The following is a 26,314-nucleotide window of genomic DNA, read 5'->3' on the forward strand; positions in this document are numbered from 1 at the left end:
ATGCAGATCGGTCTTGTGGGTCTCGGCAAGATGGGCGGCAACATGCGCGAGCGCCTGCGCAACGCCGGCCACACCGTCATCGGCTACGACACCAACCCGGACAAGTCCGACGTCGCCAGCCTGGCCGACCTCGTCAACGAGCTGGAGGCGCCGCGCACGGTCTGGGTCATGGTCCCGGCCGGCGACCCCACCCAGCACGTCATCGACCGTCTGGCCGACCTCCTCAAGCCGTACGACACGGTGGTCGACGGCGGCAACTCCCGCTGGACGGACGACGAGAAGCACGCCGAGGAGCTGGGCAAGCGCGGCATCGGCTTCGTCGACGCGGGCGTTTCCGGCGGTGTGTGGGGCCTGAAGAACGGCTACGCCCTGATGGTCGGCGGCGAGAAGGAGTACGTCGACCGGCTCCGGCCGATCTTCGAGGCGCTCAAGCCGGAGGGCCCGTACGGCTTCGTGCACGCCGGCCGGGTGGGCGCCGGGCACTTCGCGAAGATGGTCCACAACGGCATCGAGTACGCGATGATGCAGGCCTACGCCGAGGGCTGGGAGCTGCTGGAGGCCGTGGACTCCGTGGACAACGTCCGCGAGGTGTTCCGCTCCTGGCAGGAAGGCACCGTCATCCGCTCCTGGCTGCTGGACCTCGCGGTCAACGCCCTCGACGAGGACGAGCACCTGGAGGGCCTGCGGGGCTACGCCCAGGACTCCGGCGAAGGACGCTGGACCGTGGAGGCCGCGATCGACAACTCCGTGCCGCTGCCCGCGATCACCGCCTCCCTGTTCTCCCGGTTCGCCTCCCGGCAGGACGACTCGCCGCAGATGAAGATGATCGCGGCACTGCGCAACCAGTTCGGCGGCCACGCCGTCGAGTCCGCGAAGAAGGCGTAGGACGTGGGAGATCTGCTGCTGGTCCGCCACGGCGAGACGGAGTGGAGCCGGAGCGGACAGCACACCAGCTTCACCGACCTGCCCCTCACCCCGAACGGCGAGGAGCAGGCCAAGTCGCTGGCTCCGCTCCTGGCGGGCCGTTCCTTCGCGCTGGTCCTCACCAGCCCGCTCGGCCGCGCGGTGCGCACCGCCGAACTCGCGGGCCTGACGGGGGCCGTGCGGGACGCTGACCTGCACGAGTGGTACTACGGCGCCTACGAGGGCGTCACCACCGAGGAGATACACCGCACCCGCCCCGACTGGGACCTGTGGACCGACGGCGGCCCGCCCGGTCCCGACGGCAAGCCGGGCGAATCCCCCGAGGAGGTCGGCGAGCGTGCCGACCAGGTGCTGTCCCGGGTGGCCGACGCGCTGCCCGAGGGCGATGTGCTGCTGGTGGCACACGGCCACTTCCTCCGCGTCCTGACGGCCCGCCGGCTGGGCCTGCCGCCCTCGATGGGGCGGCTGTTCCGGCTGGAGACGGGCACGGTCTGCCGGCTGTCGACCGAGCACGGGCGGCCCGTGATCGCGGAGTGGAACACCAGGGCGTGAACACGTCGGCGTAACCCACCCCGGCCGGAGGCGAGTTGACAGCCTCCGGCCGGGCGCGTCAGAGTCCCCGCTGATGGAGATCGAGGACATGACACCCGCCGAGGAGCGGGTGTGGCGGGCCTTTCCGCGCGGGGGTGACGTCGACTTCCGGCGGTCGGCGGACGAGGACGCGGCGCGGGGCGCGGACTGGGGACCCGAACGGACCGTACGGGCGGCCGTGGTGCGGGCCCTGCTGCTGAGCGCCCCGCAGGAAGACGGGGAGACGGCCGCCCTCCGACTGGCGGGCGCGCGGATCACGGGCGTGCTGGACCTCAAGTACGGAGAGGTCGACCACGCCGTGCGCCTCAGCGGCTGCTACTTCGAGCACGTCCCCGTCCTGTACGGGGCGCGGCTGCGGCAGCTGAACCTGCGCGAATCCGCCCTGCCCGGGCTGGACGCCGCCACCCTCCGCGTGGACGGCGTGCTGCGCCTGTCGGACTGCCTGTTCGAGGGGCCCGTCCGGCTCGGCGGGGCGCAGATCTCCGGCGCGCTGTTCATGGACCGGGCCGATATCGATGAGCGGCCCGTCGGTCAACCCGCGCTCCAGCTCAACCACGTGACCATCGGCGACGGCCTGTCGGCGCAGGACCTGCGCACCCGCGGCGAGGTACGCCTGACGGGTGCCTCGGTCGCCGGGACGATCGACCTCAACCGGGCGCGGCTGGAGGCCGGTACCGGTGAGCCCGCCCTCGACGCGGAGACGCTCACGGTCGAAGGCGACGTCCTGCTGCGCGACGTGGACGTCCTCGGCTGGATCGGACTGCGCGGCGCCCGGATCGCGGGCCGCCTCGATCTCTCCCACGCGCGGCTGGCGAACCCCGGTGGCACGGCGCTGCGCGCCAGCAGCTGCACCGTCGGGGAACTCTGGCTGCGCAGAAGCCCGCCCATGGCGGGCGCCCTCAACCTGCGCCGCGCCCAGCTGGACGTCCTGTTTCTCGAACCGGACGTGGTCCCCGGGGAGGTCCTGCTCAACAGCCTCGTCTACGCCTCCCTCACCCCGCACGAACCCGCCGAGCGGCGCCTGACGATGCTGGAGCGGGACCGCGAGGGTTATGTCCCGCACGCCTACGAGCAGTTGACCGCGGCCTACCGCCGGATCGGCGACGACGACGCCGCCCGCGTCGTCCAGCTCGCCAAGCAGCGCCGCCGTCGCGCCACCCTGCCGTGGTACGGCCGGTTGTGGGGCTACGTCCAGGATGCGGCTGTCGGCTACGGCTTCCGGCCCCTGCGCGCCGCCGGCTGGCTGGTGTCCCTGCTGGCGATCGGCTCCCTGACCTACGCGCTGCACCACCCCCGGCCGCTGAAGGCGGACGAGGCCCCGCAGTTCAACCCGGTCTTCTACACGCTCGACCTGCTGCTGCCGGTGATCTCCTTCGGGCAGGAGGGCGCGTTCGCTCCCACCGGCGGATACCAGTGGCTCTCCTGCACGCTGGTGCTCACGGGCTGGATCCTGGCGACGACGGTCGTCACCGGCATCACCCGGTCGGTCAGCCGCCAGTGAGTGCCCGTGCCGTGTGCTGTGCCGCCAGCCGGACGGGGGCGTTCGGGGCGCCGTAGCCCCGGTAGCCGTCGTCGCGCTGGACCAGTTCGAAGAAGACGCGGCCGACGGTGCGGGTGTAGCAGTGGCGGAAGACGCCGTGGGCGTCGCGGTCGTAGAGGATGCCGAGGTCGCGGTAGGTCTCCAGCTCGCCGTCGGCCAACTCGAAGCGGGCGGCGAGATCGTCGTAGTAGTTCGCCGGGACGGGCAGCAGAGCGCCGCCGGCGTCCCGGAAGCGGCGGGCCGAGGCGACCACGTCGTCGGTGGCCAGGGCGATGTGCTGGGCGTGGACGGTGTCGTCCGTGGGCGCGGGGCCGACGGTGAGGGCGATCCGGACGCTGCCGTCGGCGTTGGTGACGGCGCGGCTGCGCAGCAGACCGTAGGGGTCGGCGACGTCCACGCTCTCCTGGGCGTGCAGGCCGAGCACACCGTGGTGGAAGAGGGCCGCCTCGTCGAAGTGGTGCCAGGGCTGGGTGAGGGCGAGATGGTCGATGCGACGGACGGTCGCGGGCGCGGGTGCCGGGTCCGTGTCCTCGAAGTCGGCCCGCCAGTCGGGCAGGTCCGGGCGGCCGGTGGCGCAGAAGAAGAGCTCCGTGCCGTCGGGGGCGGCGACCGCGTCGAGCGGGGCGTCCTCGGGTGCCCGGCGGCGCGGCAGGACGGGAGCCAGCAGCGCCTCGGCACGCCGGGCCGCCGCGGCCGGGTCCGGTGACTCCAGCCCGACGGCGGCGAGCTGGGTGCCGTCGCGGCGGACCATCGGCCCGGTGTTGACGAGGATCCGGGCGTCCCCCTGCTCCCACAGGGCGACGGGCTTGCCGCGATGGCGGGCGGTGCGGGAGAAACCGAGGGCGCCGAGCAGGGCGGTGAGGGGCTCGGCGTCGGGCGTGACCAGCTCGGCGAAGGCGACGCCGGTGGGGACGACGGGCTCGGGCAGGGCGGCCCGGCCCACGGTCTCCTGGAGGACCAGCAGGGAACGCCGGGCGTCGACGGCGGTCGGACCGGCCTCGGCCTGCCGGAAGACGTCGTTGAAGACCTCCAGGGAGAGCGGGCCGTCGTAGCCGGTGCGCAGCACGTGCCGCAGCAGGCCGGCGACGTCGAAGCCGCCCTGGCCGGGGAAGCAGCGGTAGTGGCGGCTCCACTGGAGGACGTCCATGGCGAGCAGCGGGGCGTCGGCGAGCTGGAGGAAGAAGATCTTCTCGCCGGGGATGGCCGCAATGCCTTCGAGGTCCTTGGGTTCAGAGCCGCGCGAGAGGATGTGGAAGCTGTCCAGGCAGGTGCCGAGGGCGGGATGCCCGGCCGACTCGACGATGCGCCAGGCGTGGTCGTACGTACTGACGTGCCGCCCCCAGGCCAGGGCCTCGTAAGCCACCCGGATGCCGAACTCCTGGGCCAGGCCGGCGAGCCGGCTCAGCTGCTCGGCGGCGAGGGCGTCGTCGTCCACCGCCCGCGGGGAGACGCTGGAGCAGACGAGGACCGTGTCGGCGCCCAGCCTGCGCATCAGCTCGAACTTGTGGCGGGCCCGCCGCAGGTTCCGGGCGAACTCGTCCACGGGGACGGCCTCGATGTCCCGCATCGGCTGGTACAGGTCGATGGAGAGGCCGAGGTCGGCGCAGCGGGCGCGGATCTCCTCGGGGGTGAGGGGGCTGGCCAGCAGGTCGTTCTCGAAGATCTCCACCCCGTCGAAGCCGGCCCGGGCGGCGGCCGTCAGCTTCTCGGTGAGGGATCCGCTGAGGGAGACGGTGGCGATGGACGTACGCACGTCGGTACCTCTCTTCAGTTCGATGCCCCTACGGCTCCGGCCAGTTCGGTCAGGTCCGCCAGCATCCGCGCGGCGTCGGGTTCCCGTCCGGTGAACAGGCGGAACGCGTCGGCGGCCTGGAAGGCGGCCATGCCGCCCCCGTCGAGGGTGGCGCAGCCCAGCGCGCGGGCGGTGCGCAGCAGTTCGGTCTCCAGCGGGCGGTAGACGACCTCGGCGACCCACAGCCCAGGATGGAGCAGTTCGGCGGGCAGCGGCAGGCCGGGGTGGGCCGCCATGCCGGTCGGTGTGGCGTGGACGATGCCGTCGGCCTGCGCGAGCAGCCGCGCCTGCCGGTCCGGGGCCGCGGCGGCGGCACGGTCCTGGCCGAAGGCGCGGTTCAGGGCGTCGGCCAGGGCGGCGGCCCGTTCGGGCAGGGCGTCGACGACGGTGACCCGCTCGGCGCCGAGGGTGAGCAGGGCGTGCGCGACGGCCGCACCCGCGCCGCCGGCGCCCAGCTGCACGACCCGCTCCAGCCGCGCGTCGGGCAGCCCGCGCGCGAAGGACGCGGCGAAGCCGGTGACGTCCGTGTTGTGGCCGACGGCGCGGCCGTCCTCGAAGACGACGGTGTTGACCGCGCCCAGCGCCTCGGCCTGCGGGGCGAGCGCGTCCAGGTGCTCGACGACGAGCTGTTTGCAGGGATGCGTGATGTTGAGCCCGTCGAACCCGAGGTCGCGGGCGGCCCGCACCAGATCGCCCACCGCCTCGGGCTCCACCCCGAGCGGGTCGATGTCGATCAGCCGGTACAGCAGACGCAGGCCCTGCCGGTCGCCCTCCCGCTCGTGCAGTGCCGGGCTGAGCGACGGGCCGATACCGGAACCGATCAGTCCGACGAGATACGAGTCCTTGGGCACACGGGCCTCCCGAGCGGGTCACTAATGTACGAACTAGTACGTTAGCTATATCAGCCGAGCTCGACCACGGAAAGGCCCCGGGGGGATCCGGCCCCTGCTCCTAGAATCACCGGCACCGGCCCCTCCGCCCGAAGGAACCTGATGACCAGCGTCGAAGAACCGGCCCGTCCCGGCGAGCGCGAGCGCGTCCGTGACGCCGCCCGCACCCAGGCCGAGATCCTCGACGTCGCCACGCAGGAGTTCGCCCGGGCCGGCTACGACGGGGCCCGCGTGGACGAGATCGCCGCCCGCACCCGCACCACGAAGCGGATGATCTACTACTACTTCGGCGGCAAGGAACAGCTGTTCACTGCCGTGCTGGAACGGGCTTACGGCGTGATCCGGGATGCCGAGCAGCAGCTCGACGTCGAGCACCTGGACCCGGTGGCGGCCATCCGCCGTCTCGCCGAGGTGACCTTCGACCACCACGAGCAGCACCCGGACTTCATCCGCCTGGTCAGTATCGAGAACATCCACGAGGCCCAGCACATCGCCGCTTCCGAGAAACTGGGCAGGATCGGCTCCCCCGCCCTGGACGTGATCCGCCGCATCTTGGAGGAAGGCCGCAGGTCAGGGCTGTTCACGGCGGAGGTGGACGCCGTCGACCTGCACGCGATGATCTCCTCCTTCTGCTTCTTCCGGGTCTCCAACCGGCACACCTTCGGCGCGCTGTTCGGCCGTGACCTGGTCGACCCGGCGCAGCGCGCGCACTACCGCGCCATGCTGGGCGACATGGTGATCGCCTATCTGACGGCGGAGCGCGCGGCGGACTGACCGTCCGGCGCCGAACACCGGCGCACGACCCCTTGACACCGGCGGCACTCGGGCGCAGCATCCCTAGCCATCCCCTACTAACTATCCAGTGGGTTAATTAGCCGCGATCCGGCACTTCCCCTTCGCTCTCCCCTCTGTTCACTCCGCCTATGGTGGAGCCCGCTAAGGAGCCGCCGTGTCCGTCCCCGCCATGCCCCGAGGGGCCGCCGCCCCGCCCGGTCAGCCCAGGAAAGCCGCGACCGCCGCCTGGATCGGCAGCGCCCTGGAGTACTACGACTTCTTCATCTACGGCAGCGCCGCCGCGCTGATCTTCCCGGAGGTGTTCTTCGACGAGTCCGACCCAGCCACCGCGACCCTGCTGTCCCTGGCCACGTTCGGCGTCGCGTACGCCGCCCGCCCGGTCGGCGCCCTGGTGCTCGGGCACTTCGGCGACAAGCTCGGCCGCAAGAAGATCATGGTCTTCACGCTGATGCTGATGGGCCTGTCGACGTTCCTGATCGGCTGCCTGCCGACCCGGGACCAGGTCGGCCCACTCGCCCCGGTCCTGCTCGTGCTGTGCCGGGTGCTCCAGGGCATCTCGGCGGCGGGTGAGCAGGCCAGCGCCAACTCCATGACGCTGGAACACGCGCCGCCGGGCCGGCGCGGCTTCTTCACCAGCTTCACCCTCAGCGGCACGCAGGGCGGCCAGCTGCTGGCCACGCTGGTCTTCATCCCGGTCGCCGCGATGCCCGAGGACCAGTTGCTGTCCTGGGGCTGGCGGGTGCCGTTCTGGCTGAGCGTCGCGGTCGCCGTCGTCGGCTACGTCATCCGCCGCAGGCTGGACGAGACCCCGGCCTTCGCCCAGCAGGCCGCCGAGCAGGGTGTCGTCAAGATGCCGCTGGTGGTGCTGCTGCGCGAGCACTGGGCGGACGTACTGCGGGTGATCGGGGGCGCGCTCATCGCCTCGGTCAGCACCATCTTCACGGTGTGGGCGCTGGCGTACGCCACGAGCGACGCGGTCGGCATGTCACGTACCGCCATGCTGTGGGTGGGCGCCCTGGCCAACCTCGTCGCGCTCGCCGCGATCCCGCTGTGGGCCACCCTGTCCGACCGGATCGGCCGCCGCCCGGTGTACCTGATCGGCGCGGCCGGCAGCGCGGTGACGATGTTCCTGTACCTGTGGGCCGTCTCCACCGGCTCGTACCCGCTCACCTTCCTGCTGGGCATCCTCTGCTTCGGCGTGGTCTACAGCGCCGCGAACGGCGTGTGGCCCGCCTTCTACGGCGAGATGTTCACGACCCGGGTCCGGCTGTCCGGCGTGGCCATCGGCACGCAGATCGGCTTCGCGGCGGCCGGCTTCGCGGTGACGTTCGCCGCGCGGATCGCGGGTCCGGGCGGCGACGACTGGTCGGCGGTGGCCCTGTTCACGGCGGCCCTGTGCGTGCCGCCGGTCATCGCCGCGCTGTCGGCCCGCGAGACGCACCGGGTTCCGACGGAGGCGCTGGGCGTACGCGCCGCCCGGGCGACCACGGAGCCGGAGAAGGTGACGGCCTGAGCCACTCCCCGCCGGGTCCTCGCGGGCCCGGCGGGTCCCGTCAGCTGTTGGACCAGGCCCGGCGGCACAGCACCAGGCGGTAGCCGTCGGGGTCCTCGATGGTGACGCCCCATTCGTTCCAGTAGGGGTTGGGGGATTCGACCCGCTTGCCGCCGTGCCGCTCCAAGCGGGCGATCAGCTCGTCCGGGACCGGGTCGCCGGCGTAGACGACCAGCAGATCCTCCTCCGTGGGGCGGGGCTCCACCGGCCGGGCGGACTCGTACACGAGCTCCAGATGCCAGTCGGCGTCGGGCCAGCCGAGCATCAGCAGGTCGTGGTGGCCCGGTGCGGATCCGCCCTCGGACCGCCACACGACACTCAGCCCGAGCCCCTCGCACCAGAACCGCTCGGCCGCCGCGAGGTCGCGGGAGGGACGGGCGATCCGGATGTGACTGCGACCGTTCACGGGCATGGCGACCTCTTCTTCTCGTGGCGTCCTGGTCTGCTGCGGCGGCGACCCGCCTCGCAGCCTAGGAGGCCGGTCGCCGCCTGACATCGGCCGTCAGCCCTAGGCCTTGGTCTGCACAAGCTGGATCAGGTGGCCGTTCCCACGTGATGTTGCCGTTCCTACATGATCACGAATGGTTCCTGCACGAGTATGGGGTCTGAGGCGGTCCGGTCGGGGTATGCCGGATCTCACCTCGACGAGCGCGACGGAGGATGAGCGATGGCACAGCTGCGGCAAGAGGTCGACCCGGGTGAGGCCGGGCTGGATCCGAAGGCGCTGAGCCGCCTGGACCGGCACTTCGCCGGTCTCGTCGAGGAGGGCCGGCTGCCGGGCTTCCTCGTGTCCGTCGCCCGCGGCGGACGCGTCGCCCACCTCACGACGCACGGCCTGCGCGACATCGCGGCCGGGCGCCCCGTCGAGCCGGACACGCTGTGGCGGGTCTACTCCATGACGAAGCCGGTCACCGCGGTCGCCGCGCTGCTGCTGGTGGAGGAGGGCCGGCTGTCACTGGACGACCCGGTCGCCGACCACCTTCCGGCCTTCGCGAACCCCCGGGTCTACGTCGAGGGCTCCGGAGCCGACGTCAGAACCCGCCCGGCCACCGGCCCCATACTCGTCCGGCACCTGATGACCCACACCGCGGGCCTGACCTTCGGCTTCTACCACACCCACCCCGTGGACGCCCTGTACCGCGAGGCCGGCCTGGAGTCGTCGGTGCGGCCGGGCGCGGACCTGGCCGAGACGATCGAGCTGTACGCGAGTCTGCCGTTGCAGTTCGAGCCGGGCACGCAGTGGAACTACTCGGTGGCGAGCAACGTCCTGGGCCGGCTCATCGAGGTCGTGTCGGGGCAGCCGCTCGACGTGTTCTGCGCCGAGCGGATCTTCGGGCCACTCGGCATGACGGACGCGGGGTTCCACGTCACGGACGAGCAGGCGCCCCGGCTCTCCGAGATGTACGGGGAGAAGGAGGGCGGCGGCATCGAGCGGATCGCCGGGCTGCCGCTGCGCGGCGGCCGGCCGCGGTTCCTGTCCGGCAGCGGCGGCATGGTGGCCTCCGCCCACGACTACCACCGCTTCATGGAGATGCTGCGCCGCCGGGGCGAACTCGACGGCGTCCGGCTGCTCGCCCCCGAGACCGTGGACCTGATGACCCGCAACCACCTGCCCGGCAACGCCGATCTGCGTGCCTTCGGCAGCCGCCCGGCCCACGACGAGCCCGGCAACGAGGGGGTCGGCTTCGGGCTCAACGTCTCCGTGGTGATCGACCCGTCCCGCACCCAGGCGCCCTCCGGTCTCGGCGCCTACGGCTGGAGCGGCGTGGCCACCACCACGTTCTGGGTCGACCCGGGCCGCGATCTGACGGTGCAGTTCATGACGCAGGTGCGGCCCAAGACCTCGCACACGGTCTTCCGGGACCTCAAGAGGTTCGTCCACGAGGCCGTGTCGGCCTGACCCCCGCTACTGGTCGACGCGGAGTGTGAACTCGACGCCGTCCCGGGCGAGTTCACTCAGCCACTGTGCGGACCGTGCCGCCGTCCCGGCGGCCCGGTTCAGGCCCGGCGGGAGGGAGCCGTCCAGGACGTGGCTAACGCCCAGGGCGAGGGTGCGCGAGACGCAGCGGGCCATCGCGCTCTCCCGCGCGTCGCCCACCAGGTCCAGGAGGTAGCCGCCCGCCCAGGCCCGCCCGGTCCCGGCCCGCACGTCCAGCGACACGGCGAGGACGACCCGGTCGCGGTCGTCGTCCGTGGTGGGGTACGCGGCGGCCAACTCCTGGGCCAGGGCGGCGATCCGGGCGTCGTCGCCCCGCTTCAGCTCCTCGAACACGCCGTCCCAGGCGCGCAGCCAGCCCTCCAGACGCAGGGTGCCGCGGACGAACGTGCGCGGTGTCCAGGCGTCCGGCAGTCCGTACTGCTCGACGAAGGGGACGCTGTCGCGGTTGGGGTAGACCTCGAAGGTCTCCCCGTCGACGACGTGCCGCCGGGTCGCCTCCCACGGGTGGTCGGCCACCGTCTCGGCGCCGCCCTCGATGTAACGGGCCGGGGAACGCAGGGCGTTGAGGACCCCCGCCGGTGCCCAGCTGAACCGGTACGTGAAGTCGTTCGGGACGGCCGGGACGCCACCGCAGTACGAGGTGAGGCTGTACGAGGCGGGCGTCTCGTCCCCGACGGCCTCCCGCGCGCGGGCGACGAGGGCGTGGGCGAAGAGATGATCGATGCCCGGGTCGAGTCCCGCCTCGGTGAGTACGATGACCCCGGCGTTCTGCGCGGCGGGCACCTGGTCGAGGACCGCCTGGGACACATAGCTCGAGCAGGCGAAGTGCGCGCCGAGCCGGACACACTCGGCGAGCAGCGGCGCGTGCTCCGGGGCGGGCAGCATGGACACCACGACGTCGCCGGGCGCCAGTTCGGCGGCGAGGGCGGGCAGCGTGTACGCGCGGGGCTCGGCCCGGCCGGCGAGGCCCAGCCGGTCGAGGGCGTCGGCCGCGCGGCCCTCGGTGCGGTGCCAGAGCCGTACGCGCTCGGCGGTGTCGCACAGCGCGGCCAGACCGCTGCCCGTGGACAGGCCGGCGCCGATCCAGTGGACGGTGCCGCTCGCGGGGACCGGGTCAGTGGTCAAGGGTCTCCCCCTGGTCGAGGCCGTGTTCGCGGCATGCCTGACGGAACCGGTCCAGGCAGCGTCCCCAGGGCCCGCTGACGCCGAAGTCGAGCAGGTGGGGCAGGAGGGCGGCGGAGAAGTCGGCGCTGGACTCCAGCGGCAGCAGGGAGGGCAGGTTGTCGATGGCGATCAGGTCGAGCGGCGGGTCCTCGCGCAGCCGGCGGACGGGCTCGTCCCAGTCGGTGGTCTCGTCGTACACCGGAAGGACGTTGAGCGGGGAGCCGACGTCGCACGTGACGTCGCACAGGGTGCGCAGGCGGCGCTCCGGGATGTCGAGGTCCTGCTCGCGGAGGAAGGGCGGGACGGGGCTGGTGGCGAGCACCGCGTTCACCATCACGTCGTGCTCCAGCAGGGCGCGGCGGTCCAGGTCGCGGGTCTCGGCGAGGTCCCAGCACGTCGGGTCCGCACCGGCGGTGGCGAAGGCCGCACGGGCGCCGCGGCCGCTGCGTCCCAGGGCGCCGATGACCAGGCCGGTGAACTCGGCGTCGTCCGCGGCGGGCTTCAGCGTCTCGTCCAGGGCCTCCTTCGTCGTGGGCGTCAGCGGTGCCCGCAGCCGGCCGCGGTGCTGGAGCACGGCGAGGGCCGCGCCCAGGTAGCCGGCCCAGAACCCGAAGGCGGCGAGGCGCCGGCCGGTGTCGTCCACCAGGTACTCCAGGTCGAACAGCGCCCCGCCCCCGGCGGCGAACCGGCGCAGCAGGCCGGCCGCCCCGGGCTGTCCCTTGTAGGCGTGGCCGAAGAAGATGTGTCGGTGCGTCAGCTCGGCCGGCTCCTCGGGCAGTTCCTTCAGGCCGAGCACGACGGCGTCCGGCGGGGCCGACACCCAGGAGCCGGCGGGCGCGACACGGCAGCCGGCCGCCGCGTACTCCTCGGTCGGGAAGACCCGCTGCGGGGAGTCCTCGACGGTCAGTACCACTCCATGCTCGACGAGCCGCCGGGCGTCGTCGGGCACGACCGGCGTGCGCCGCTCGGTGGTTCGGTCCTCGTGGCGCAGCCACAGATGGAGCTCGGTCATACCAGGTGGGCCTCCGGACGTGAGGCGCCGGCCGTGACGGCCGGCGCTCAAGGGACGGATGTCCCCGCAGCGTACGCGGCCCGCCCGCGAATCGCGCACGCATGCGCCCGGGTCACGTCGAAGGGGCTCCGGAACCGCCCCGGCGTCTCAGGAGGAGCTGACCACCGCGTCGAGGTGGGGCAGGTGGTGGTCGAGGCGCTCCCGCTTGGTCCGCAGATAGGTGATGTTGTTCTCGCACGGCGGGATCAGCAGCGGCACTTGCTCGGCGACCTCGATGCCGTGGTTCACCAGCGCCTCCCGCTTGCGCGGGTTGTTGGACATCAGCCGCACGGACTTGACGCCCAGGTCGTCGAGGATCCGGGCGGCCACACCGTAGTCACGGGCGTCCACCGGCAGACCGAGAGCGAGGTTGGCCTCGACGGTGTCCAGACCCTCCGCCTGGAGGGCCATCGCACGCAGCTTGGCGAGCAGGCCGATACCACGGCCTTCATGCCCTCTGAGGTAGACCACGACACCGGCGCCCTCGGCGACGACCGCGCGCAGGGCGGCGTCGAGCTGGTCACCGCACTCGCAGTGCTGCGAGCCGAAGGCGTCACCGGTCAGGCACTCCGAGTGCAGCCGGATGAGCACGTCGTCGGTGCCGAGGTCGCCGTAGACCAGCGCCACCTGTTCGTCACCGCGGTCGTGGTCCAGGTAGCCGACCGCCTGGAAATTCCCGTACACGGTGGGCAAGGGCGCATTCACGACGCGTTCCACGCCGGTCCGCTGCGGTGACTTCTTGCCGAGTACGCCAATTTTTTCTGTCATGATTCTCGAGTTCCTAAGCAGAGACGAAAGGCCGTGACGTTATGAGTGACTTGGTGCCGGCGGACACCACGGAAGACGTACGGACGCGGAGCTCCGGTGTCTCACGGCAGGTCGCGGTGCTTCCCGTGGGCAGCTTCGAGCAGCACGGTCCGTATCTTCCGCTGGCGACCGACACGCTCGTCGCCTGTGCCGTCGCGCGGGAGATAGCCGGCGCGTACCCGGTGCACCTCCTTCCTCCGGTGACGATCTCGTGCTCGCACGAGCACGCGGCCTGGCCGGGGACCGTGAGCATCTCCTCGGTGACCCTTCATGCGGTGGTACGGGACATAGCGGCTTCGCTGAGCCGGTCCGGCGTCGACGCCCTGGTGGTGGTCAACGGGCACGGCGGAAACTACGTACTGGGCAACGTCGTTCAGGAATCCTCCGCCCGCGGCGAGCGGATGGCGCTGTTCCCGGCCCCGGAGGACTGGGAGGCGGCGCGAAAGCGGGCGGGTGTGGTCGCCTCGCTGCTCACCGACATGCACGCGGGGGAAATAGAGACCTCCATCCTTCTGCACGCTCATCCCGAAATGCTCCGACCCGGTTATGAGACTTCCGATTTCGTCGCTGACGACCGGCGTCATCTGCTCACCCTCGGCATGTCCGGTTATACCGATTCCGGTGTCATCGGCCGTCCTTCGCTGGGTTCGGCGGAAAAGGGGAAGGAACTCCTGGCGAGTCTGGCGGATTCCTTCGGGGCGTATTTCTCGCTGCTGACCTCCGACGGGTAGTCGGACCCGGTCGCGGGACCGGGTCCAGCGGCCGGTGCGGCGGACCGGGATCCGGCCCGCAGGCCGGCGTACCAGCGGGCGACCAGCACGATCAGGCCGGGCAGGCTCGCCACGAGGCTGAGCACCCCGTAGACGACCGCGACGGCGAGTCCCCGGCCGGCGCCCAGGCCCGCGGCGCCGAACGCCCAGGCGGTGACGCCCTCCCTCGGCCCCCAGCCGCCGACGTTCAGCGGCAGGCCCATGGCCAGCAGCGCGAGTACCGCGAGCGGCACCAGTACGGCCACGGAGGCGGCGGCTCCGGCGACGCGGGCGGCGAGGACGAACATCGCGACATAGCCTGCCAGGACGACCACCGAGGAGACGACGACTCCCGGCCCGTTGCGGCGGGACAGCAGTCCTTCGCGGGCCTCGGTGAGCAGGGCACGCAGCGCCCGGCCCCGGCGGGAGGGCGCCGGGCGGTTCATGCGCAGGGCGAGGACGACGGCGACCGCGCCGAGTGCGGCCAGAACGGCGAGCGGGGCGATGTGCCGGGCCTGCGCCAGCACCGGGGACGGCATGGTCAGCAGGACCACGGCTCCCAGCGCGAACAACGCGATCTGTCCGGCGGCCCGTTCGAGGACGACGGCCTTCACACCCCGCCGTACGTCCCCCTCGCTCTGGCCGTGCCGCACCGCCCGGTGCACGTCGCCGAGCACACCGCCGGGCAGCGCCGCGTTCAGGAACAGCGCACGGTAGTAGTCGGCGACGGCCGGCCCGAACGGCAGCCGGATCCTGAGGCTGCGGGCCACGAGCGCCCAGCGCCAGGCACTGAACACGGTGGTGACGAGCCCGATGCCGAGTGCGAGCAGCACCGACACGGTGTCGATCCGGGCCAGCCCGTCCAGGAAGACGCCCGTGCCGAGCCGCCAGAGCAGTACGCCGAGGATGACGACCCCGGCGAGGGTGCCGAGATGCGTACGGACCTTGGGGGAGCCGAGGCGCGCCAGGGCGGTACGGATCGGGCGACGGGGCGACGAGACGGCGGCCGCATTGTCGCAGGGGGCGACTGACTCAGTGAACGGAGCCGTGTCACCGCCGGTTTCCGGCAGCCACTCCGCGTCGACGGGCGCCGGCCGCTCGCACACGGCCGTCAGCGCGCCCCGCGGCACCTGCGTCGTTCCCGTCGCCTGCGGGCTCATGACGCTCCGCCCGCCGGGCGGTTCAGTGCCAAGAGATCGGTGTGGTGGACCGTGACGCGCAACTGGCCGGCGGCGCAGGCGGCCAGACGTTCGGCCAGATACGCGTCGGCGCGGGCGCGCAGTTCGGGGCGCTGCTCGACTGCGGCGCCGACCCAGCCGCGCAGCCACTGCCCGGTGAGCGCGGCCTGCTCGGGGCCGAGCCGCCAGGGGCTCGGATGCAGCCGCACCGTCGCGCCGTGCTCGGAGAACGCCTCGGTCGCCGCCGTCACCGCGTCGGGACCGAGCAGACCGTCACGGCGCTGGTGGTCGTTGAACGCCTGGGCGATCTCCGAGTCCAGCGGGTGGGACGGCGTCAGTTCCACCCGGCCGGCGACGGACAGCGTGAGCAGGGCCGGGCAGCCGGCTCCCGCGCAGGCGGCGGCGAGGGCGTCGATCTCCTCGCGGGTGAGGACGTCCAGCAGTGCGGACGCCGTCACCAGGGACGCGCCGTGCAGGGCGTCGGCGGTGAGGCGGGCGACGTCACCGCGCCGCGTCTCCACGGTGACCCGGCTGCCGTCGGCCGCGGAGCGCGGGGAGGCGACGGCGGCGAAGTGCAGCAGATAGGGGTCGCGGTCGTGCAGGATCCAGTGCTGGGCGCCGTCCAGGCAGGGGGCGAGCCAGCGGCCCATCGAGCCGGTACCGCACCCGAGGTCGTGGATGACGACCCCGCCGGACCTGCCCGGCAGGTTGGCGAGCCGGATCCGCAAGGGGTCGAGCAGATCGTGCGCCCGCGCGGCGGCATCGGCCGGCTCCCGCAACTCCAGCCACTCGGGCGCGTAACGGGGCGGATCGTCCGGATCGGCCTCACGCAGCTTCACGGTGGGCCGCGCACCGGGATTCCCACTGGGCCCGGCACCCGGGATGACCACGTCCGCGGCCTGCCCCGGTCCGGGTCGGCCACTGCGGGCCGAGCCGGCGACCACGGCATCCGCCGCCTCGGCAGACTGCCCGCCGGAGCCCACGCCCCGAGCCACGGCGTCCGCCGACCGGACGTCCTGCGCGCCAGGGCCCACGTCCGGCACCACCGTGCCCGCCGTTCGGGCCGACTGCCCACCGGAGCCCGCACCCGACACCACCGCGCCCGCCGACCAGGCGGACGGCCCGCCGGGGCCCACGCCCGGGAGCGCCGCATCCGCCGACCGGGCCGACGGGTCAGGCCCGGGCTTCCCGTTCGGGCCCGCGCCCGGAATCACGCCACTCATCGCCTCGGCAGCCGCCCTAGGTCCGGGCTGGGCCGGGATCGTCCCGTTCTGCTGGGTCGTCACCGGGTTCGTCATACGGCCCTCCGGGGGTCGGTCGGGAGCCGGCGCAGTACCGCCGCCAAACTCTGTGCGGTCGTCGCCCAGCCGCCGAGGGCGGCGCGGCGGCTGCGGGCGGCGCCCTTCAGGCGACGGCGTACGTCCGCCTCGCCGAACCAGCAGCGCAGCTCCGCGGCGATGGCGGCCGGGTTCTCCGGCGGGACGAGGATGCCGGGCACGCCGCCGTCGGGGGCGCGGCCGACCGCCTCGGGGAGTCCGCCGACGTCCGTGGCCATGACCGGGATGCCGCGCGCCAGGGCCTCGGTCACGGCCATGCCGTACGTCTCGGCGTAGGAGGTGAGGACCATCAGGTCGGCGGTGGCGTAACTGGCGTCGAGTGCGGCGCCGGACTGCGGACCCGCCAGCTCCAGCCGGTCCTGAAGACCGTGCTCGGCGATGAGGGACCGCAGATGGGCGACGTACTCCGGGTCCTGGGTGAGACTGCCGACGCACACACAGCTCCACGGCAGGTCGGCCACCGAGGCCAGCGCCTCCACCAGCCGGTGCTGTCCCTTGCGCGGGGTCACTGCGGCCACGCACAGCAGTCGTGAGACACCGTCGGTGCCGGGCGCGAGCGGCGCGATGTCGGCGCCGGGGGCGGCGACGTGCACCCGCTCGGGGGGCAGGCCGTGGTGGGCGACCAGGCGGCGGACCGCCCAGTCGCTGGTGGCGACCACCGCCGGTACCGCCCGCAGCACCGCCCGCTCCCTGGCGTCGAGTTCCGCGGCCACGGCCGGGTCGAGCCCGGTCTCGTCGCCGAGCGGGAGATGGACGAGAACGACCATGCGCAACCGTTCCGCCTCCGGCACGACGATCTCCGGGACGCCGCAGGCGACCAGCCCGTCGAGCAGGACGACGGCACCGTCGGGCAGGCCGCTCAGGGTATGGGCGAGTTCCGTACGGGCCGCCGCCCTGGGCCGGGGCCAGTCACCGGACACGGCGTGCTTGGTGACCTGCCAGCCGAAGCCGGGCAGGTCCAGGCACACGCGCCGGTCGTAGGCGTTGCCCCCGCTCGGCGTCGCCGGGTCGTCGACGCCGCCCGGCAGCACGAAGTGCACGGTGCGCAGGGACATGGGGATGATCTCGGCGTTCTTCAGGGTGGCGTGCTGCACGGGAACATAATTCAGCCGCGCGGGCGCCGGTCCGCTCTGCCCGGGCCGTTCGATCGTCGTGTCGGTCACAGCGCACGCTCGTAACTCGCCCACGCGATGTGTGACTCGTGCAGGGTGACGGTCAGGCCCGCGATGCCCTTGGCGCCCTCGCCCAGCGCGCCCTTGTGGATGCGCTCGGCGAGCCGGTCGGCGATGACCTTGGCGAGGAACTCCGTGGAGGTGTTGACCCCGGCGAAGTCGGGCTCGTTGTCGAGGTTGCGGTAGTTGAGCTCGCTGACCACCGCCCCCAGTTCCTGGGTCGCCAGGCCGATGTCGACGACGATGTTGTCCTCGTCCAGCTGTTCGCGCCGGAACGTGGCGTCCACGAGGAAGGTGGCCCCGTGCAGGCGCTGCGCCGGTCCGAAGACCTCGCCGCGGAAGCTGTGGGCGATCATGATGTGATCGCGGACGGTGATGCTGAACAACGGACGACCCTCCAGGTGCGGCGCGTCTGCTCCCCCGCTCCAGCTGCCGGGGATGCCGTGTATTACGGCTGCTTCCCTTCCCCTGTTCAGCCTCCGCCACGTCTTTTCTCAGGTCAGGCGCTCTCGCCTTCTCTCAGGTCAGGCGCTCTCGTCATAGCGGACGCGGTGGCACAGGGCGGGGATCTCGCCGGAGGCGAGCTTCGGCAGCACGTCCGGCAGGTCCTCGAAGGCGGATTCGCCGGTGACGAGGGCGTCGAGGGCCGGGTCAGCGAGCAGGTCCAGGGCGAGGGCGAGCCGGTCGGCGTAGGTGCGGCCGGGCCGGGCCGGGGAGACCGTGCCGACCTGGCTGGAGCGGATGACGAGCCGCCGGGAGTGGAAGGCCTCGCCGAGCGGCAGGCTCACGTGCCGGTCGCCGTACCAGCTCAGTTCGAGCACGGTCCCTTCGGCGGTGAGGAGTTCCAGGGACCGGGCGAGGCCCTGCTCGGTGGCGCTGGCGTGGACGACCAGGTCGCACTCGCCGAGGGCGTCCTCGGGAGAGGCGAAGCCGACGCCCAGGGCCTTGGCGATGTCCGCCCGGCCCGGGTCGGCGTCGACCAACTGGACGCGCACGCCGGGGAACCGGGCGAGCAGGGCGGCCACCGAGGAGCCGACCATGCCCCCGCCGACCACGGCGATCCGGTCGCCGACCAGGGGCGCGGCGTCCCACAGGGCGTTGACGGCGGTCTCCACGGTCCCCGCGAGCACGGCCCGTTCGGCCGGCACGGTGTCCGGTACGGGTGTGACGGCGCTCGCCGGGACGACGTAGCGAGTCTGGTGCGGGTAGAGGCAGAACACCGTACGGCCGACGAGGGCGTCGGGCCCCTGCTCCACCACGCCGACGTTGAGGTAGCCGTACTTCACCGGGCCCGGGAAGTCGCCCTCCTGGAACGGCGCCCGCATGGCCGTGTGCTGGGTTTCCGGTACGCCGCCGCGGAAGACCAGCGTCTCCGTGCCACGGCTCACGCCGGAGTACAGGGCGCGGACCAGCACCTCTCCCTCACCGGGCTCCGGCAGACTGACGTCCCGGATGCCGCCTCGCCCAGGCGAGTCGATCCAGAACGCGCGTCCGGTGTGCTTCATCGAAGTCCTCCTGAACGATCGGGAAGCTGCTTGCGTACCGAGGGGTGCACAGGCCGCGCACAAGGTAGCGGCGTTGATCGACTCTGTCACACGGCCGGAGGGTGTTCGGTGGCCCTGAACAACACTTACGACGCGAGGCTCCAGCAGGAGACCGCCCTGGGGGCGGGAGTGCAGATCCTGCTGCTGGCCCTGATCGGTACGGCGATCGGGATGGGGCCGGCGGGCTGGCTGACCGGCCTCGCGTTCGCGATCGCCACCTGGGCGGTGCTCTCGCGGGCCCTGCACCGCTCCCGGCTGCGTTCGTTCGGCGCGGCGAACCGGGTCACCCTCGGCCGGGCCACCCTCGTCGGCGGGGTCACCGCGCTGGTCGCGGACTCCTTCCAGAGCTCGCCGCCCGTGTCGCTGTTCGTCGGTCTGACGGCGGTGGCGCTGATCCTCGACGGTGTCGACGGCAAGGTGGCCCGCCGTACCGGCACCTCGACCCCGCTGGGCGCGCGCTTCGACATGGAGGTCGACGCGTTCCTGATCCTGGTGCTGAGCGTGTACGTGTCGATGCAACTGGGCCCGTGGGTACTGCTGATCGGTGGGATGCGGTACGTCTTCGTCGCCGCCGCCCGCGTCTGGCCCTGGCTGACCGCCGCGCTCCCGCCGAGCACCGCCCGCAAGACGGTTGCGGCGCTCCAGGGCGTGCTTCTGCTGCTGGCGGGCGCCGATCTGCTGCCGTACGCGGCCAACTTCGCGGTCGCGGCCCTGGCCCTGGGCCTGCTGGTGTGGTCGTTCGGACGGGATGTGCTGTGGCTGTACCGGACCTCGCGGGTCGAGAAGACCCCGGCCCGGCGGCAGGTGCGGGAACTGGTCGCGAGCTGATCGCGATCTGACGCCCCTGCCGGTCAGGCGTCGAACCGGTCGCGCGCCGACTCGATGTGGCCGAGGTACTCATGGGTCCAGCCGCAGATCAGGTCGACGGTGGCGCGCAGGGCCCGGCCCGGTTCGGTGAGCGTGTACTCGACCTTCGGCGGCACGGTGGGGTGCACCTTCCGGTCGACCAGGCCGTTGCGCTCCAGCATCCGCAGGTTCTGCGTGAGCATCTTGTGGCTGACGCCCTCGACCTCGTTGCGCAACTCGCTGAAGCGCAGGGTGCCTTCACCGAGGGCCTCGATGATCAGCAGCGCCCACTTGTTGGCCACGTCCGAGAAGATCTCCCGCGCCAGGGAGTCGGCCCGCCGCAGATCCGCGTTCTCCGGCAGGTCCCTCAACTGCTTGGTCACCATCTGGTTCCCCAGTCACTGAAAAGTGCGTTCTTCCAGGTCGGCACAGACTCTCCTACGGTTTCCGAGTAACCGCAAGAGAGCGTGTATTCGCGCTCGACCGAAGGAACGCAAGGACGGGAACCATGACCACGATCGATGTCTACGACCACGCCATCGCGGCGGAGAGCCACTTCGGCTACGCGCAGGCGATCAGGTCCGGCGATCTGATCCACGTCTCCGGACAGCTCTCGTTCGACGAGGCGGGCGATTTCCGCCCCGAGGACGACTTCGCCACTCAACTGGCGGGGACCTACACCAACATCGACAAGGTGCTGGCCCACTACGGCGTCACGCGCAACCAGATCGTCTCCCAGACGCTGTACGTGGTGGACCTGGTGAAGAACGCCGACGCGGTGGCGGAGGGCAACCGGGCGTACTTCGGTACCCACCGCCCGGTCAGCACGGCCCTGGGCGTCACCGAACTCACCTTCCCCGGGCAGGCGGTGGAGATCAGCGCTGTGATCGACACGAAGCTGCCCGCGTGAGTTGGGGAGCGGGCCCTCGGCGGCAGACGGTCAGCGACGCGTCCCGGCTCCCACCAGGGCCCGCTCGTACGGGTCGAGGACGACGCCCCGGACCTCGGGGTCGACACCGGCGATGATCCGCTGATGGGCCAGCGGCACGACCGCGTCCGTGCCGAGGACCGCGGCCTCGGCGGCCATGGCCGCGTCCTGCCGCTCGCCCGTACCATCGGTCCCGTCGGCCTTCCGCACGGCCCGGTCGACGTCCTGGTCACACAGCAGGGCCAGGTTGTAGCCGCCGTCGCAGGTGTAGTCACTGGCGAGGATGCCGACGGGGTCGCCGGTGTCGAGCAGGCTGTTGCGGGCGCCGATGAACGCGTCGAACTTCCCGGCCAGGGCGTCGCTCTCCAGCCGTGAGTACTCGCGGACTTCCAGCTCGACCGTGAAGCCGGCCTTCTCTAGCTGCTGTTGTACGACCTGGGCGACCTCGGGGAGTTCGGGCCGGTTGTCGTACGTGGCGAGGGTGATCCGCGTACCGTCGGGCCGGGCGGCGTCCGCGCGCCCCGTCGGCTTCACCCGCTTGCTCTCGGCCCAGGTGACGGCGGGTCCGTACACGCCCGCGCCCGGGTCGGCGTACCCCTCGAAGACGCCCTTGACGATGGCGGAGGAGTCGACCGCCGTGCGCGCGGCGGCACGCAGCTCCGGGTCCTTGAAGGGGCCGGTCCTGGAGTTCAGGTGAAGGCTGGTCGTCCGGGTGGTGCCGGCTTCCTTCAGCGTCTCCTTGTCGAGGGTGGCGGCCTGGGCGACGGGGATGGCCTCGGCGATGTCGACGTCGCCGGTGCGCACCGCGTTGGCGCGCGCGGTGCCGTCCTTGACGAAGCGTGCGTCGATGCCGGAGGCGTGGGCGCGGCCGCCCCAGTAGTCGTCGAAGCGGTCGAGGGTGGCGGAGCCGCCGCTGTTGACCTTGGTGATCTCGAAGGGCCCGGTGGCGGTTCCGACGGGCGTGGGGGCGCCCTTCCTCGCGTACGCCTTCGGAGAGAGGATCGCCAGGCTAGGGCTGGACAGACGCATGGGCAGGACGGGGTCGGCCGCGCCGGTGGTGATCCGGATGCCGCGGCTGCCGTCGGCCTCGGCGTCGAGGGTGACACCGGCGAGGGCGGCGGGCACGGGCTTCGCCTTCGTGGCGCGGGTGAGCGCGTCGGCCACGGCGGAGGGGGTGACGTCCGTGCCGTCCTGGAAGGTGGCCTCGCGCAGGGTGAACCGCCAGGTGCGGCCGTCCTCGCGGCGCCAGGACTCGGCGAGCGCCGGGGTCGCGGCACCGTTGGCGTCCAGGGCGGTCAGACCCTCGGTGACGCCGAGCCGGCTGAGGAGCGTGGCGTCGGCTCCGTACGGCGAGAAGTTCTCGGCGGGCGGGAAGGCGAGGGCGACGCGCAGCCGCGAGCCCGGCTGTCCGCCGTCCGACGACGACTCCCCCGGCGGGGAGACGAAGCAGCCGGCCAGGCCAGGGACGAGGACGAGGGCGGTGAGGAAACGGAAGGGACGCTTGATGCCGAGCTTACGCACTTGCACAGCATATGCATCAAGATCGGGGGGCGGCCGATTGGGGGCCCACCGTTGGACGCCACCGTAAATCCCGTATGGAGTAAGCAATTTGACAGCGGCGACGATCACTCCCTAAACCTAACCACATGACATCCATTTTCAAAAAGGGCGAGCGGTCGTGAGGGTCGCGTTCGTCGGCAAGGGCGGCAGCGGCAAAACCACACTGTCGGCGCTCTTCTCACGCCACCTGGCTCGCTCCGGCGCCCCGGTCCTCGCCATCGACGGCGACATCAACCAGCACCTGGCCGAGGCGCTCGGCGAGGAGGAGACGTCCGCACCGCCCCTGGGCGAGCACCTGGCCGAGATCAAGGACTTCCTGCGCGGCACGAACCCCCGCATCACCTCCCGCGAGGCGATGATCAAAACGACTCCTCCGGGACGCGGCTCGCGCCTCCTGCGCCCACTCGGCGACGACGAACTGCACGCCCGGCACGTCGGCCGGGCGGGCGGCGTCCCGCTGATGGTCACGGGCGAGTTCGACGAGTCCGACCTGGGTGTGGCCTGCTACCACTCCAAGCTGGGCGCGGTCGAGCTGTACCTCGGCCACCTGGCCGACGGCCCCGGCGAATACGTCGTGGTCGACATGACGGCGGGCGCGGACGCCTTCGCCTCGGGCCTGTTCACCCGCTTCGACATCACCTTCCTGGTGGCGGAACCCACCCGCAAGGGCGTCTCCGTCTACCGCCAGTACCGTGACCACGCGGAACAGTTCGGCATCCGCGTCGCGGTCATCGGCAACAAGGTGACCGGCGAGGAGGACCTCCTCTTCCTGAAGGAACAGGTAGGGGACGACCTCCTGACCCACCTGGTCCACTCCCCCTGGGTCCGCGCGGCCGAACAGGGCCGCGTCGAGGCCGGTCCGGACGCGCTCGACTCCCTCGAACCCCACAACCGCCACGCCCTCACGATCCTCCGCGAGGCCGTCGACTCCCACCCCCGCGACTGGGACCGGCTCCATCGCCACGCCGTCGAGTTCCACCTGCGCAACGCCCGAGCGTGGGCGGACGCCCGCACGGGCGAGGACCTGGCGGCGCAGGTCGACCCGGAGTACATCCCGGGCGCCCGGCCCACCCTCTGACCAGACAGGACGACATACCCCTATGTCCCTCGACGTCTCCCCGAACCTCCTCGCCGAAGCCGAGCAGGGCGACATCCGCGAGGAGGACTTCGTGGACACGGTCCGCACGTCCCTCCCCTACGCCTATGACCTGATCGCCTCCCTCGCCACCGAACTCCACGACGGCCGGTCCGAGTTCACCGACAACCAGACCCCTCCCCCTTCGGAACAGGAGCGCGGCCAGCTCCTGCGCGCCCTCGCCGGCGACGCGATCCGCACCAGCCTGGAGCGCCACTTCGGCATCGCCCTGGCCTTCCAGAACTGCCACCGGGTGGCGGCGTTCCGCCCGGGAGCGCGGGGCGGGGAGAGGTACGCGCGCTTCACCTCCGCCCGCTCGCAGATCCTGAACCAGTCACCGGAGTTCAGGGACTGCTGACGCTCCGCACCGGCTACTCGATCCCCGTGGCATCGAGTAGCCGGACCACTTCCTTGCGCCCGTATCCGAGCAGTCGGGCACGGTCAGCGGCCATCAGCACCAAGTGCGCGACGATGTTCGCCGCGTATCCGTTCTTGTTGTTCGCGTCGAACCATTCCTGGGGCTTCTCGACACCCAGGCTGTTCATCACCAGCCCGTGTTGCCGACGGATTTCCGCGACGGTACCGGCGACGGCGTCCATGAGTGTCTTCCCCGGCCGCTCGCACTCCAGGGCGAAGCAACCCCAGTCGGCCGGCACACACCCCTCCGGCGGACGCTCCCGCAGCCCCGCATACCTCTCGTCCCCGAACCCGGAGGCCCGGAACTCGTCGTGCACCAAAGAGAACCGATGGAACCCGGGCGGAACCGGAGGCGGTGGAGGCGTGTACTCCCACCCGGCATCCTCATACAACTGCCGCTTCACCTCTTCTTCTTCGGCATGCGTCACGGTGAAGCCGTTGGCCTCGTTGCGCCCGGTCGTCGTGCCGTCGGGGTTGCGGTGGAAGTGCAGGCCCATGGTGTGCTCCCGCTGCCGTGCTGACAATGGACGAGAATTCCCCGTCACCAGCTCGAACGGCCCGCGAAGCCAGCCCGTGCCCGCTTCTCTGCAGCATCACCCGATCGCGTGGAAACATGCGGCGTGGGAACTGACCGACCAAGCGGGATCGGCGATTGTTACGCTCCCCCGGTGAGGATTCCGAGCCCCGCAGAGATCCAAGCGCTGCACGAGAAGCACGCGCCCACCACCGAAGCGTTCACGCTCGTCCACACGCACTGCGAGATCGTCTGGGGAGTCGCCGAGCAGCTTCTCTCCTCGCCCCGCCTCGCTCACCTCGATGCCGAACTGGTCCGCGCCGGCTGCCTCCTTCACGACATCGGCGTCTACCGCCTCTACGGGAACGACGGACGGCTGGACCACGAGAATTACATCCGACACGGACTACTCGGCCACGAGATCCTCGAAGCGGAGGGCTTCCCCGAAACCCTCCGCCGCTTCTGCTCCCACCACACCGGAGTGGGACTCACGCGCCACGGCATCGTGAGCCAGGGGCTGCCCCTCCCGCCCGCCGACTACCTGGCGGTGACGGAGGAGGAGAGGCTGGTGATGTACGCGGACAAGTTCCACACCAAGTCCAGGCCGTCGGCGTTCCTTTCCCCTGACGAGTACGCCACCTACCTCCGCCGCTTCGGCGAGGACAAGGTGACCGCCTTCCGGAACCTGCGTGCGGAGTTCGGCGACCCGGACCTCACCGAACCGGTACCAGGCATCGAAGCGGAGGGAGGCGCCGCTACAGGGGCCGCCTGACCGGCGGACCGTCCCGATCGACGGCGCGGGGGCCGTCCTGCGCAGCGCGCGGGCCTGGGCGGACGCACGCATGGTGAGTACCTGGCCGCACAGGTGGACCCGGGGCACGTTCCGACGCCCGGGTTCAGGGGCCGCCGACACCACCGGCCTTGTCCAGGAAGGCCGCCAGAGCGGTCACGAACTGCTCCGGATCGTCCCGCCAAGGAAAGTGCCCCGCCCCGCTCTGCACGACCAGCTCGGCACTCGGGAACAGCCCCGCGTACTCCTTCATCACGCGGGCAGGTGCCGCCACGTCGTACTCCCCCGCCAGCACAAGGACGGGCGAGGAAAACATGGCGAGGGCGGTCCGGGTGGCGTCGGGGTCGAAGGCGCCGTCGGAGGCGTACAAGGTGGCGGCCTCGTCGTTGCGCTGTCGCTGCTCCGCCGCACGGAAGGCCCGGGCCTCGTCGTCCCACCGGCCGTACCAGAACGGGGCGACGGCGTCCCAGTCGACGGCCGTCGCCCGGCCGCCCGTGATGGCCTCCAGGGACGCGTACGCCGGGGCGAACCACGGTTCGTCCCGGCGCGGGCGTGCCGTCTCCAGGCGGTCCTCGGCGGTGATGCCGATGCCGACGGCGAACACGCTGGGCGTGATCAGTGCGAGCCGGTCCACGCGGTCCGGATGTCGGGCCGTGTACAGCGCGGCGAGATTCGCACCGGCGCAGTGCGCGAGCAGATCCAGCCGCTCCACCCCCAGCTCTTCCCGCAGCGCCTCGATGTCGTCGACCTGCCGGTCGCACCGGTACGACCCCGTGTCCCGAGGCACAGCCGACCGGCCCGTGCCCCTGAGGTCCAGCCGGATCAGGCTGCGGTGGGCGGTCAGACCGCCCAGGTCCCCCAGGTAGACCGAGTCCTGCATCGGACCACCGGGGACACAGACCAGGGGCGGTCCGTCCCCCGTCACGTGGTAGGCGAGGGTGATGCCGTCGGGAGCGGTGAAGGTGGGCATGGGGGCGAGGTTCGCAGGGGGTGGAGGCCGGGGCAACCGGATATCCGGGCCAGGGGCAGCCCTTCTGCGCCCGCACCCGGTCGGAGGGCCCAGGCAGGGGCAGTCCTGCCGCTCGGGGACGTCCACCGT

Annotated in this window: 26 protein-coding genes and 1 pseudogene; 12 read left to right on the forward strand and 15 right to left on the reverse strand. The window is 71.9% G+C overall.

All coding sequences use genetic code 11. The features are described from left to right. From gnd to ACIBL4_RS03410, 3 genes are all read left to right on the forward strand, one after another. Complete coding sequence (gnd, locus tag ACIBL4_RS03400; protein WP_399406019.1) at positions 1-885, forward strand: phosphogluconate dehydrogenase (NAD(+)-dependent, decarboxylating); 885 nt, start codon at positions 1-3, stop codon at positions 883-885. 3 nt (positions 886-888) lie between these two features. Continuing rightward, positions 889-1,476 carry a histidine phosphatase family protein gene (locus tag ACIBL4_RS03405; protein WP_399406021.1) on the forward strand — a complete coding sequence of 196 codons (588 nt, stop codon included), beginning with the start codon at positions 889-891 and terminating at the stop codon, positions 1,474-1,476. 73 nt (positions 1,477-1,549) lie between these two features. Continuing rightward, a complete protein-coding gene (locus ACIBL4_RS03410; protein ID WP_399406023.1) occupies positions 1,550-3,016 on the forward strand; it encodes a membrane-associated oxidoreductase in 1,467 nt (488 codons plus the stop codon). Here the strand turns inward: ACIBL4_RS03410 and ACIBL4_RS03415 are convergent. Continuing rightward, the gene (locus ACIBL4_RS03415; RefSeq protein WP_399406025.1) at positions 3,003-4,808 is read right to left on the reverse strand and encodes a bifunctional sugar phosphate isomerase/epimerase/4-hydroxyphenylpyruvate dioxygenase family protein; all 1,806 of its coding nucleotides are present in this window, start codon (positions 4,806-4,808) and stop codon (positions 3,003-3,005) included. The two genes, ACIBL4_RS03410 and ACIBL4_RS03415, sit on opposite strands and share 14 nt — an antisense overlap. A 14-nt stretch (positions 4,809-4,822) precedes the next feature. Then, positions 4,823-5,698: a shikimate dehydrogenase gene (locus ACIBL4_RS03420; protein ID WP_399406027.1), complete on the reverse strand. Its 876-nt coding sequence runs from the start codon at positions 5,696-5,698 to the stop codon at positions 4,823-4,825. 141 nt (positions 5,699-5,839) lie between these two features. Here ACIBL4_RS03420 and ACIBL4_RS03425 point away from each other — a divergent pair, with 141 nt between their 5' ends. After that, entirely contained in the window at positions 5,840-6,511 is a 672-nt protein-coding gene (locus tag ACIBL4_RS03425) for a TetR/AcrR family transcriptional regulator (protein WP_399406029.1), read from the forward strand. A gap of 175 nt (positions 6,512-6,686) precedes the next feature. Further along, positions 6,687-8,045 carry an MFS transporter gene (locus tag ACIBL4_RS03430; protein ID WP_399406031.1) on the forward strand — a complete coding sequence of 453 codons (1,359 nt, stop codon included), beginning with the start codon at positions 6,687-6,689 and terminating at the stop codon, positions 8,043-8,045. Between the two features lie 40 nt (positions 8,046-8,085). On the opposite strand, the gene ACIBL4_RS03435 is transcribed toward ACIBL4_RS03430, so the two are convergent. After that, entirely contained in the window at positions 8,086-8,496 is a 411-nt protein-coding gene (locus ACIBL4_RS03435; RefSeq protein ID WP_399406033.1) for a VOC family protein, read from the reverse strand. 255 nt (positions 8,497-8,751) lie between these two features. Here ACIBL4_RS03435 and ACIBL4_RS03440 point away from each other — a divergent pair, with 255 nt between their 5' ends. Beyond that, complete coding sequence (locus ACIBL4_RS03440) at positions 8,752-9,984, forward strand: serine hydrolase domain-containing protein (RefSeq protein WP_399406035.1); 1,233 nt, start codon at positions 8,752-8,754, stop codon at positions 9,982-9,984. A gap of 6 nt (positions 9,985-9,990) precedes the next feature. On the opposite strand, the gene ACIBL4_RS03445 is transcribed toward ACIBL4_RS03440, so the two are convergent. The 3 genes from ACIBL4_RS03445 to ribA all read right to left on the reverse strand — a co-directional run bounded on the left by ACIBL4_RS03445 (position 9,991) and on the right by ribA (position 13,006). Further along, the gene (locus ACIBL4_RS03445; RefSeq protein WP_399406037.1) at positions 9,991-11,148 is read right to left on the reverse strand and encodes a saccharopine dehydrogenase family protein; all 1,158 of its coding nucleotides are present in this window, start codon (positions 11,146-11,148) and stop codon (positions 9,991-9,993) included. Further along, entirely contained in the window at positions 11,138-12,199 is a 1,062-nt protein-coding gene (locus ACIBL4_RS03450; RefSeq protein ID WP_399406039.1) for a saccharopine dehydrogenase, read from the reverse strand. The genes ACIBL4_RS03445 and ACIBL4_RS03450 overlap by 11 nt, the downstream gene beginning before the upstream one ends. A 147-nt stretch (positions 12,200-12,346) precedes the next feature. Beyond that, a complete protein-coding gene (gene ribA / locus ACIBL4_RS03455; protein ID WP_399406041.1) occupies positions 12,347-13,006 on the reverse strand; it encodes a GTP cyclohydrolase II in 660 nt (219 codons plus the stop codon). Between the two features lie 41 nt (positions 13,007-13,047). Between ribA and ACIBL4_RS03460 the strand changes: the two genes are divergently transcribed. Further along, positions 13,048-13,776 (forward strand): creatininase family protein, encoded by a 729-nt coding sequence (locus ACIBL4_RS03460; protein ID WP_399406043.1) that lies wholly within the window; start codon positions 13,048-13,050, stop codon positions 13,774-13,776. A gap of 155 nt (positions 13,777-13,931) precedes the next feature. Here ACIBL4_RS03460 and ACIBL4_RS03465 read toward each other — a convergent pair. The 5 genes and pseudogenes from ACIBL4_RS03465 to ACIBL4_RS03485 form a co-directional block, all read right to left on the reverse strand. Next, a pseudogene (locus ACIBL4_RS03465) lies at positions 13,932-14,954 on the reverse strand (lysylphosphatidylglycerol synthase transmembrane domain-containing protein); the annotation flags it as partial. Then, positions 14,951-15,916, reverse strand: coding sequence for a class I SAM-dependent methyltransferase (locus ACIBL4_RS03470; protein WP_399406558.1), 966 nt, complete (start codon positions 15,914-15,916; stop codon positions 14,951-14,953). The pseudogene ACIBL4_RS03465 and the gene ACIBL4_RS03470, both read right to left, overlap by 4 nt. A 350-nt stretch (positions 15,917-16,266) precedes the next feature. After that, a complete protein-coding gene (locus ACIBL4_RS03475; protein ID WP_399406045.1) occupies positions 16,267-17,472 on the reverse strand; it encodes a glycosyltransferase family 4 protein in 1,206 nt (401 codons plus the stop codon). Then, positions 17,469-17,867, reverse strand: a complete 399-nt coding sequence (locus tag ACIBL4_RS03480) for a 6-carboxytetrahydropterin synthase (protein ID WP_010043117.1) — start codon at positions 17,865-17,867, stop codon at positions 17,469-17,471. Before ACIBL4_RS03480 ends, ACIBL4_RS03475 begins: the two co-directional genes overlap by 4 nt. 138 nt (positions 17,868-18,005) lie before the next feature. Then, positions 18,006-18,986, reverse strand: a complete 981-nt coding sequence (locus ACIBL4_RS03485; RefSeq protein WP_399406047.1) for a zinc-binding alcohol dehydrogenase — start codon at positions 18,984-18,986, stop codon at positions 18,006-18,008. Positions 18,987-19,094: 108 nt separating this feature from the next. On the opposite strand from ACIBL4_RS03485, the gene ACIBL4_RS03490 reads away from it, so the two are divergent. Then, on the forward strand, positions 19,095-19,853 hold the full coding sequence (locus ACIBL4_RS03490) for a CDP-alcohol phosphatidyltransferase family protein (protein ID WP_399406049.1): 759 nt from the start codon (positions 19,095-19,097) through the stop codon (positions 19,851-19,853). A gap of 23 nt (positions 19,854-19,876) precedes the next feature. Here the strand turns inward: ACIBL4_RS03490 and ACIBL4_RS03495 are convergent, their stop codons facing one another. Beyond that, positions 19,877-20,257, reverse strand: coding sequence for a winged helix-turn-helix transcriptional regulator (locus ACIBL4_RS03495; protein ID WP_399406051.1), 381 nt, complete (start codon positions 20,255-20,257; stop codon positions 19,877-19,879). A gap of 122 nt (positions 20,258-20,379) precedes the next feature. On the opposite strand from ACIBL4_RS03495, the gene ACIBL4_RS03500 reads away from it, so the two are divergent. Continuing rightward, positions 20,380-20,781 carry a RidA family protein gene (locus ACIBL4_RS03500; protein WP_399406053.1) on the forward strand — a complete coding sequence of 134 codons (402 nt, stop codon included), beginning with the start codon at positions 20,380-20,382 and terminating at the stop codon, positions 20,779-20,781. 30 nt (positions 20,782-20,811) lie between these two features. Here ACIBL4_RS03500 and ACIBL4_RS03505 read toward each other — a convergent pair whose 3' ends face one another. Then, positions 20,812-22,326, reverse strand: coding sequence for an ABC transporter substrate-binding protein (locus ACIBL4_RS03505; RefSeq protein ID WP_399406055.1), 1,515 nt, complete (start codon positions 22,324-22,326; stop codon positions 20,812-20,814). 151 nt (positions 22,327-22,477) lie between these two features. On the opposite strand from ACIBL4_RS03505, the gene ACIBL4_RS03510 reads away from it, so the two are divergent. Continuing rightward, positions 22,478-23,437, forward strand: coding sequence for an ATP-binding protein (locus ACIBL4_RS03510; protein ID WP_399406057.1), 960 nt, complete (start codon positions 22,478-22,480; stop codon positions 23,435-23,437). A gap of 22 nt (positions 23,438-23,459) precedes the next feature. Next, positions 23,460-23,852 carry an SCO5389 family protein gene (locus ACIBL4_RS03515; RefSeq protein ID WP_399406059.1) on the forward strand — a complete coding sequence of 131 codons (393 nt, stop codon included), beginning with the start codon at positions 23,460-23,462 and terminating at the stop codon, positions 23,850-23,852. A 13-nt stretch (positions 23,853-23,865) separates the two neighbouring features. Here ACIBL4_RS03515 and ACIBL4_RS03520 read toward each other — a convergent pair whose 3' ends face one another. Further along, positions 23,866-24,408, reverse strand: a complete 543-nt coding sequence (locus ACIBL4_RS03520) for a hypothetical protein (protein ID WP_399406560.1) — start codon at positions 24,406-24,408, stop codon at positions 23,866-23,868. 171 nt (positions 24,409-24,579) lie between these two features. Between ACIBL4_RS03520 and ACIBL4_RS03525 the strand changes: the two genes are divergently transcribed. Continuing rightward, positions 24,580-25,197, forward strand: a complete 618-nt coding sequence (locus ACIBL4_RS03525; RefSeq protein WP_399406062.1) for an HD domain-containing protein — start codon at positions 24,580-24,582, stop codon at positions 25,195-25,197. A 124-nt stretch (positions 25,198-25,321) separates the two neighbouring features. Here the strand turns inward: ACIBL4_RS03525 and ACIBL4_RS03530 are convergent, their stop codons facing one another. Then, positions 25,322-26,185 carry an alpha/beta fold hydrolase gene (locus tag ACIBL4_RS03530; protein WP_399406064.1) on the reverse strand — a complete coding sequence of 288 codons (864 nt, stop codon included), beginning with the start codon at positions 26,183-26,185 and terminating at the stop codon, positions 25,322-25,324. Positions 26,186-26,314 lie beyond the last annotated feature (129 nt).

It is taken from the genome of Streptomyces sp. NPDC050416 (genome assembly GCF_044458845.1).
Classification (GTDB): Bacteria; Actinomycetota; Actinomycetes; order Streptomycetales; family Streptomycetaceae; genus Streptomyces.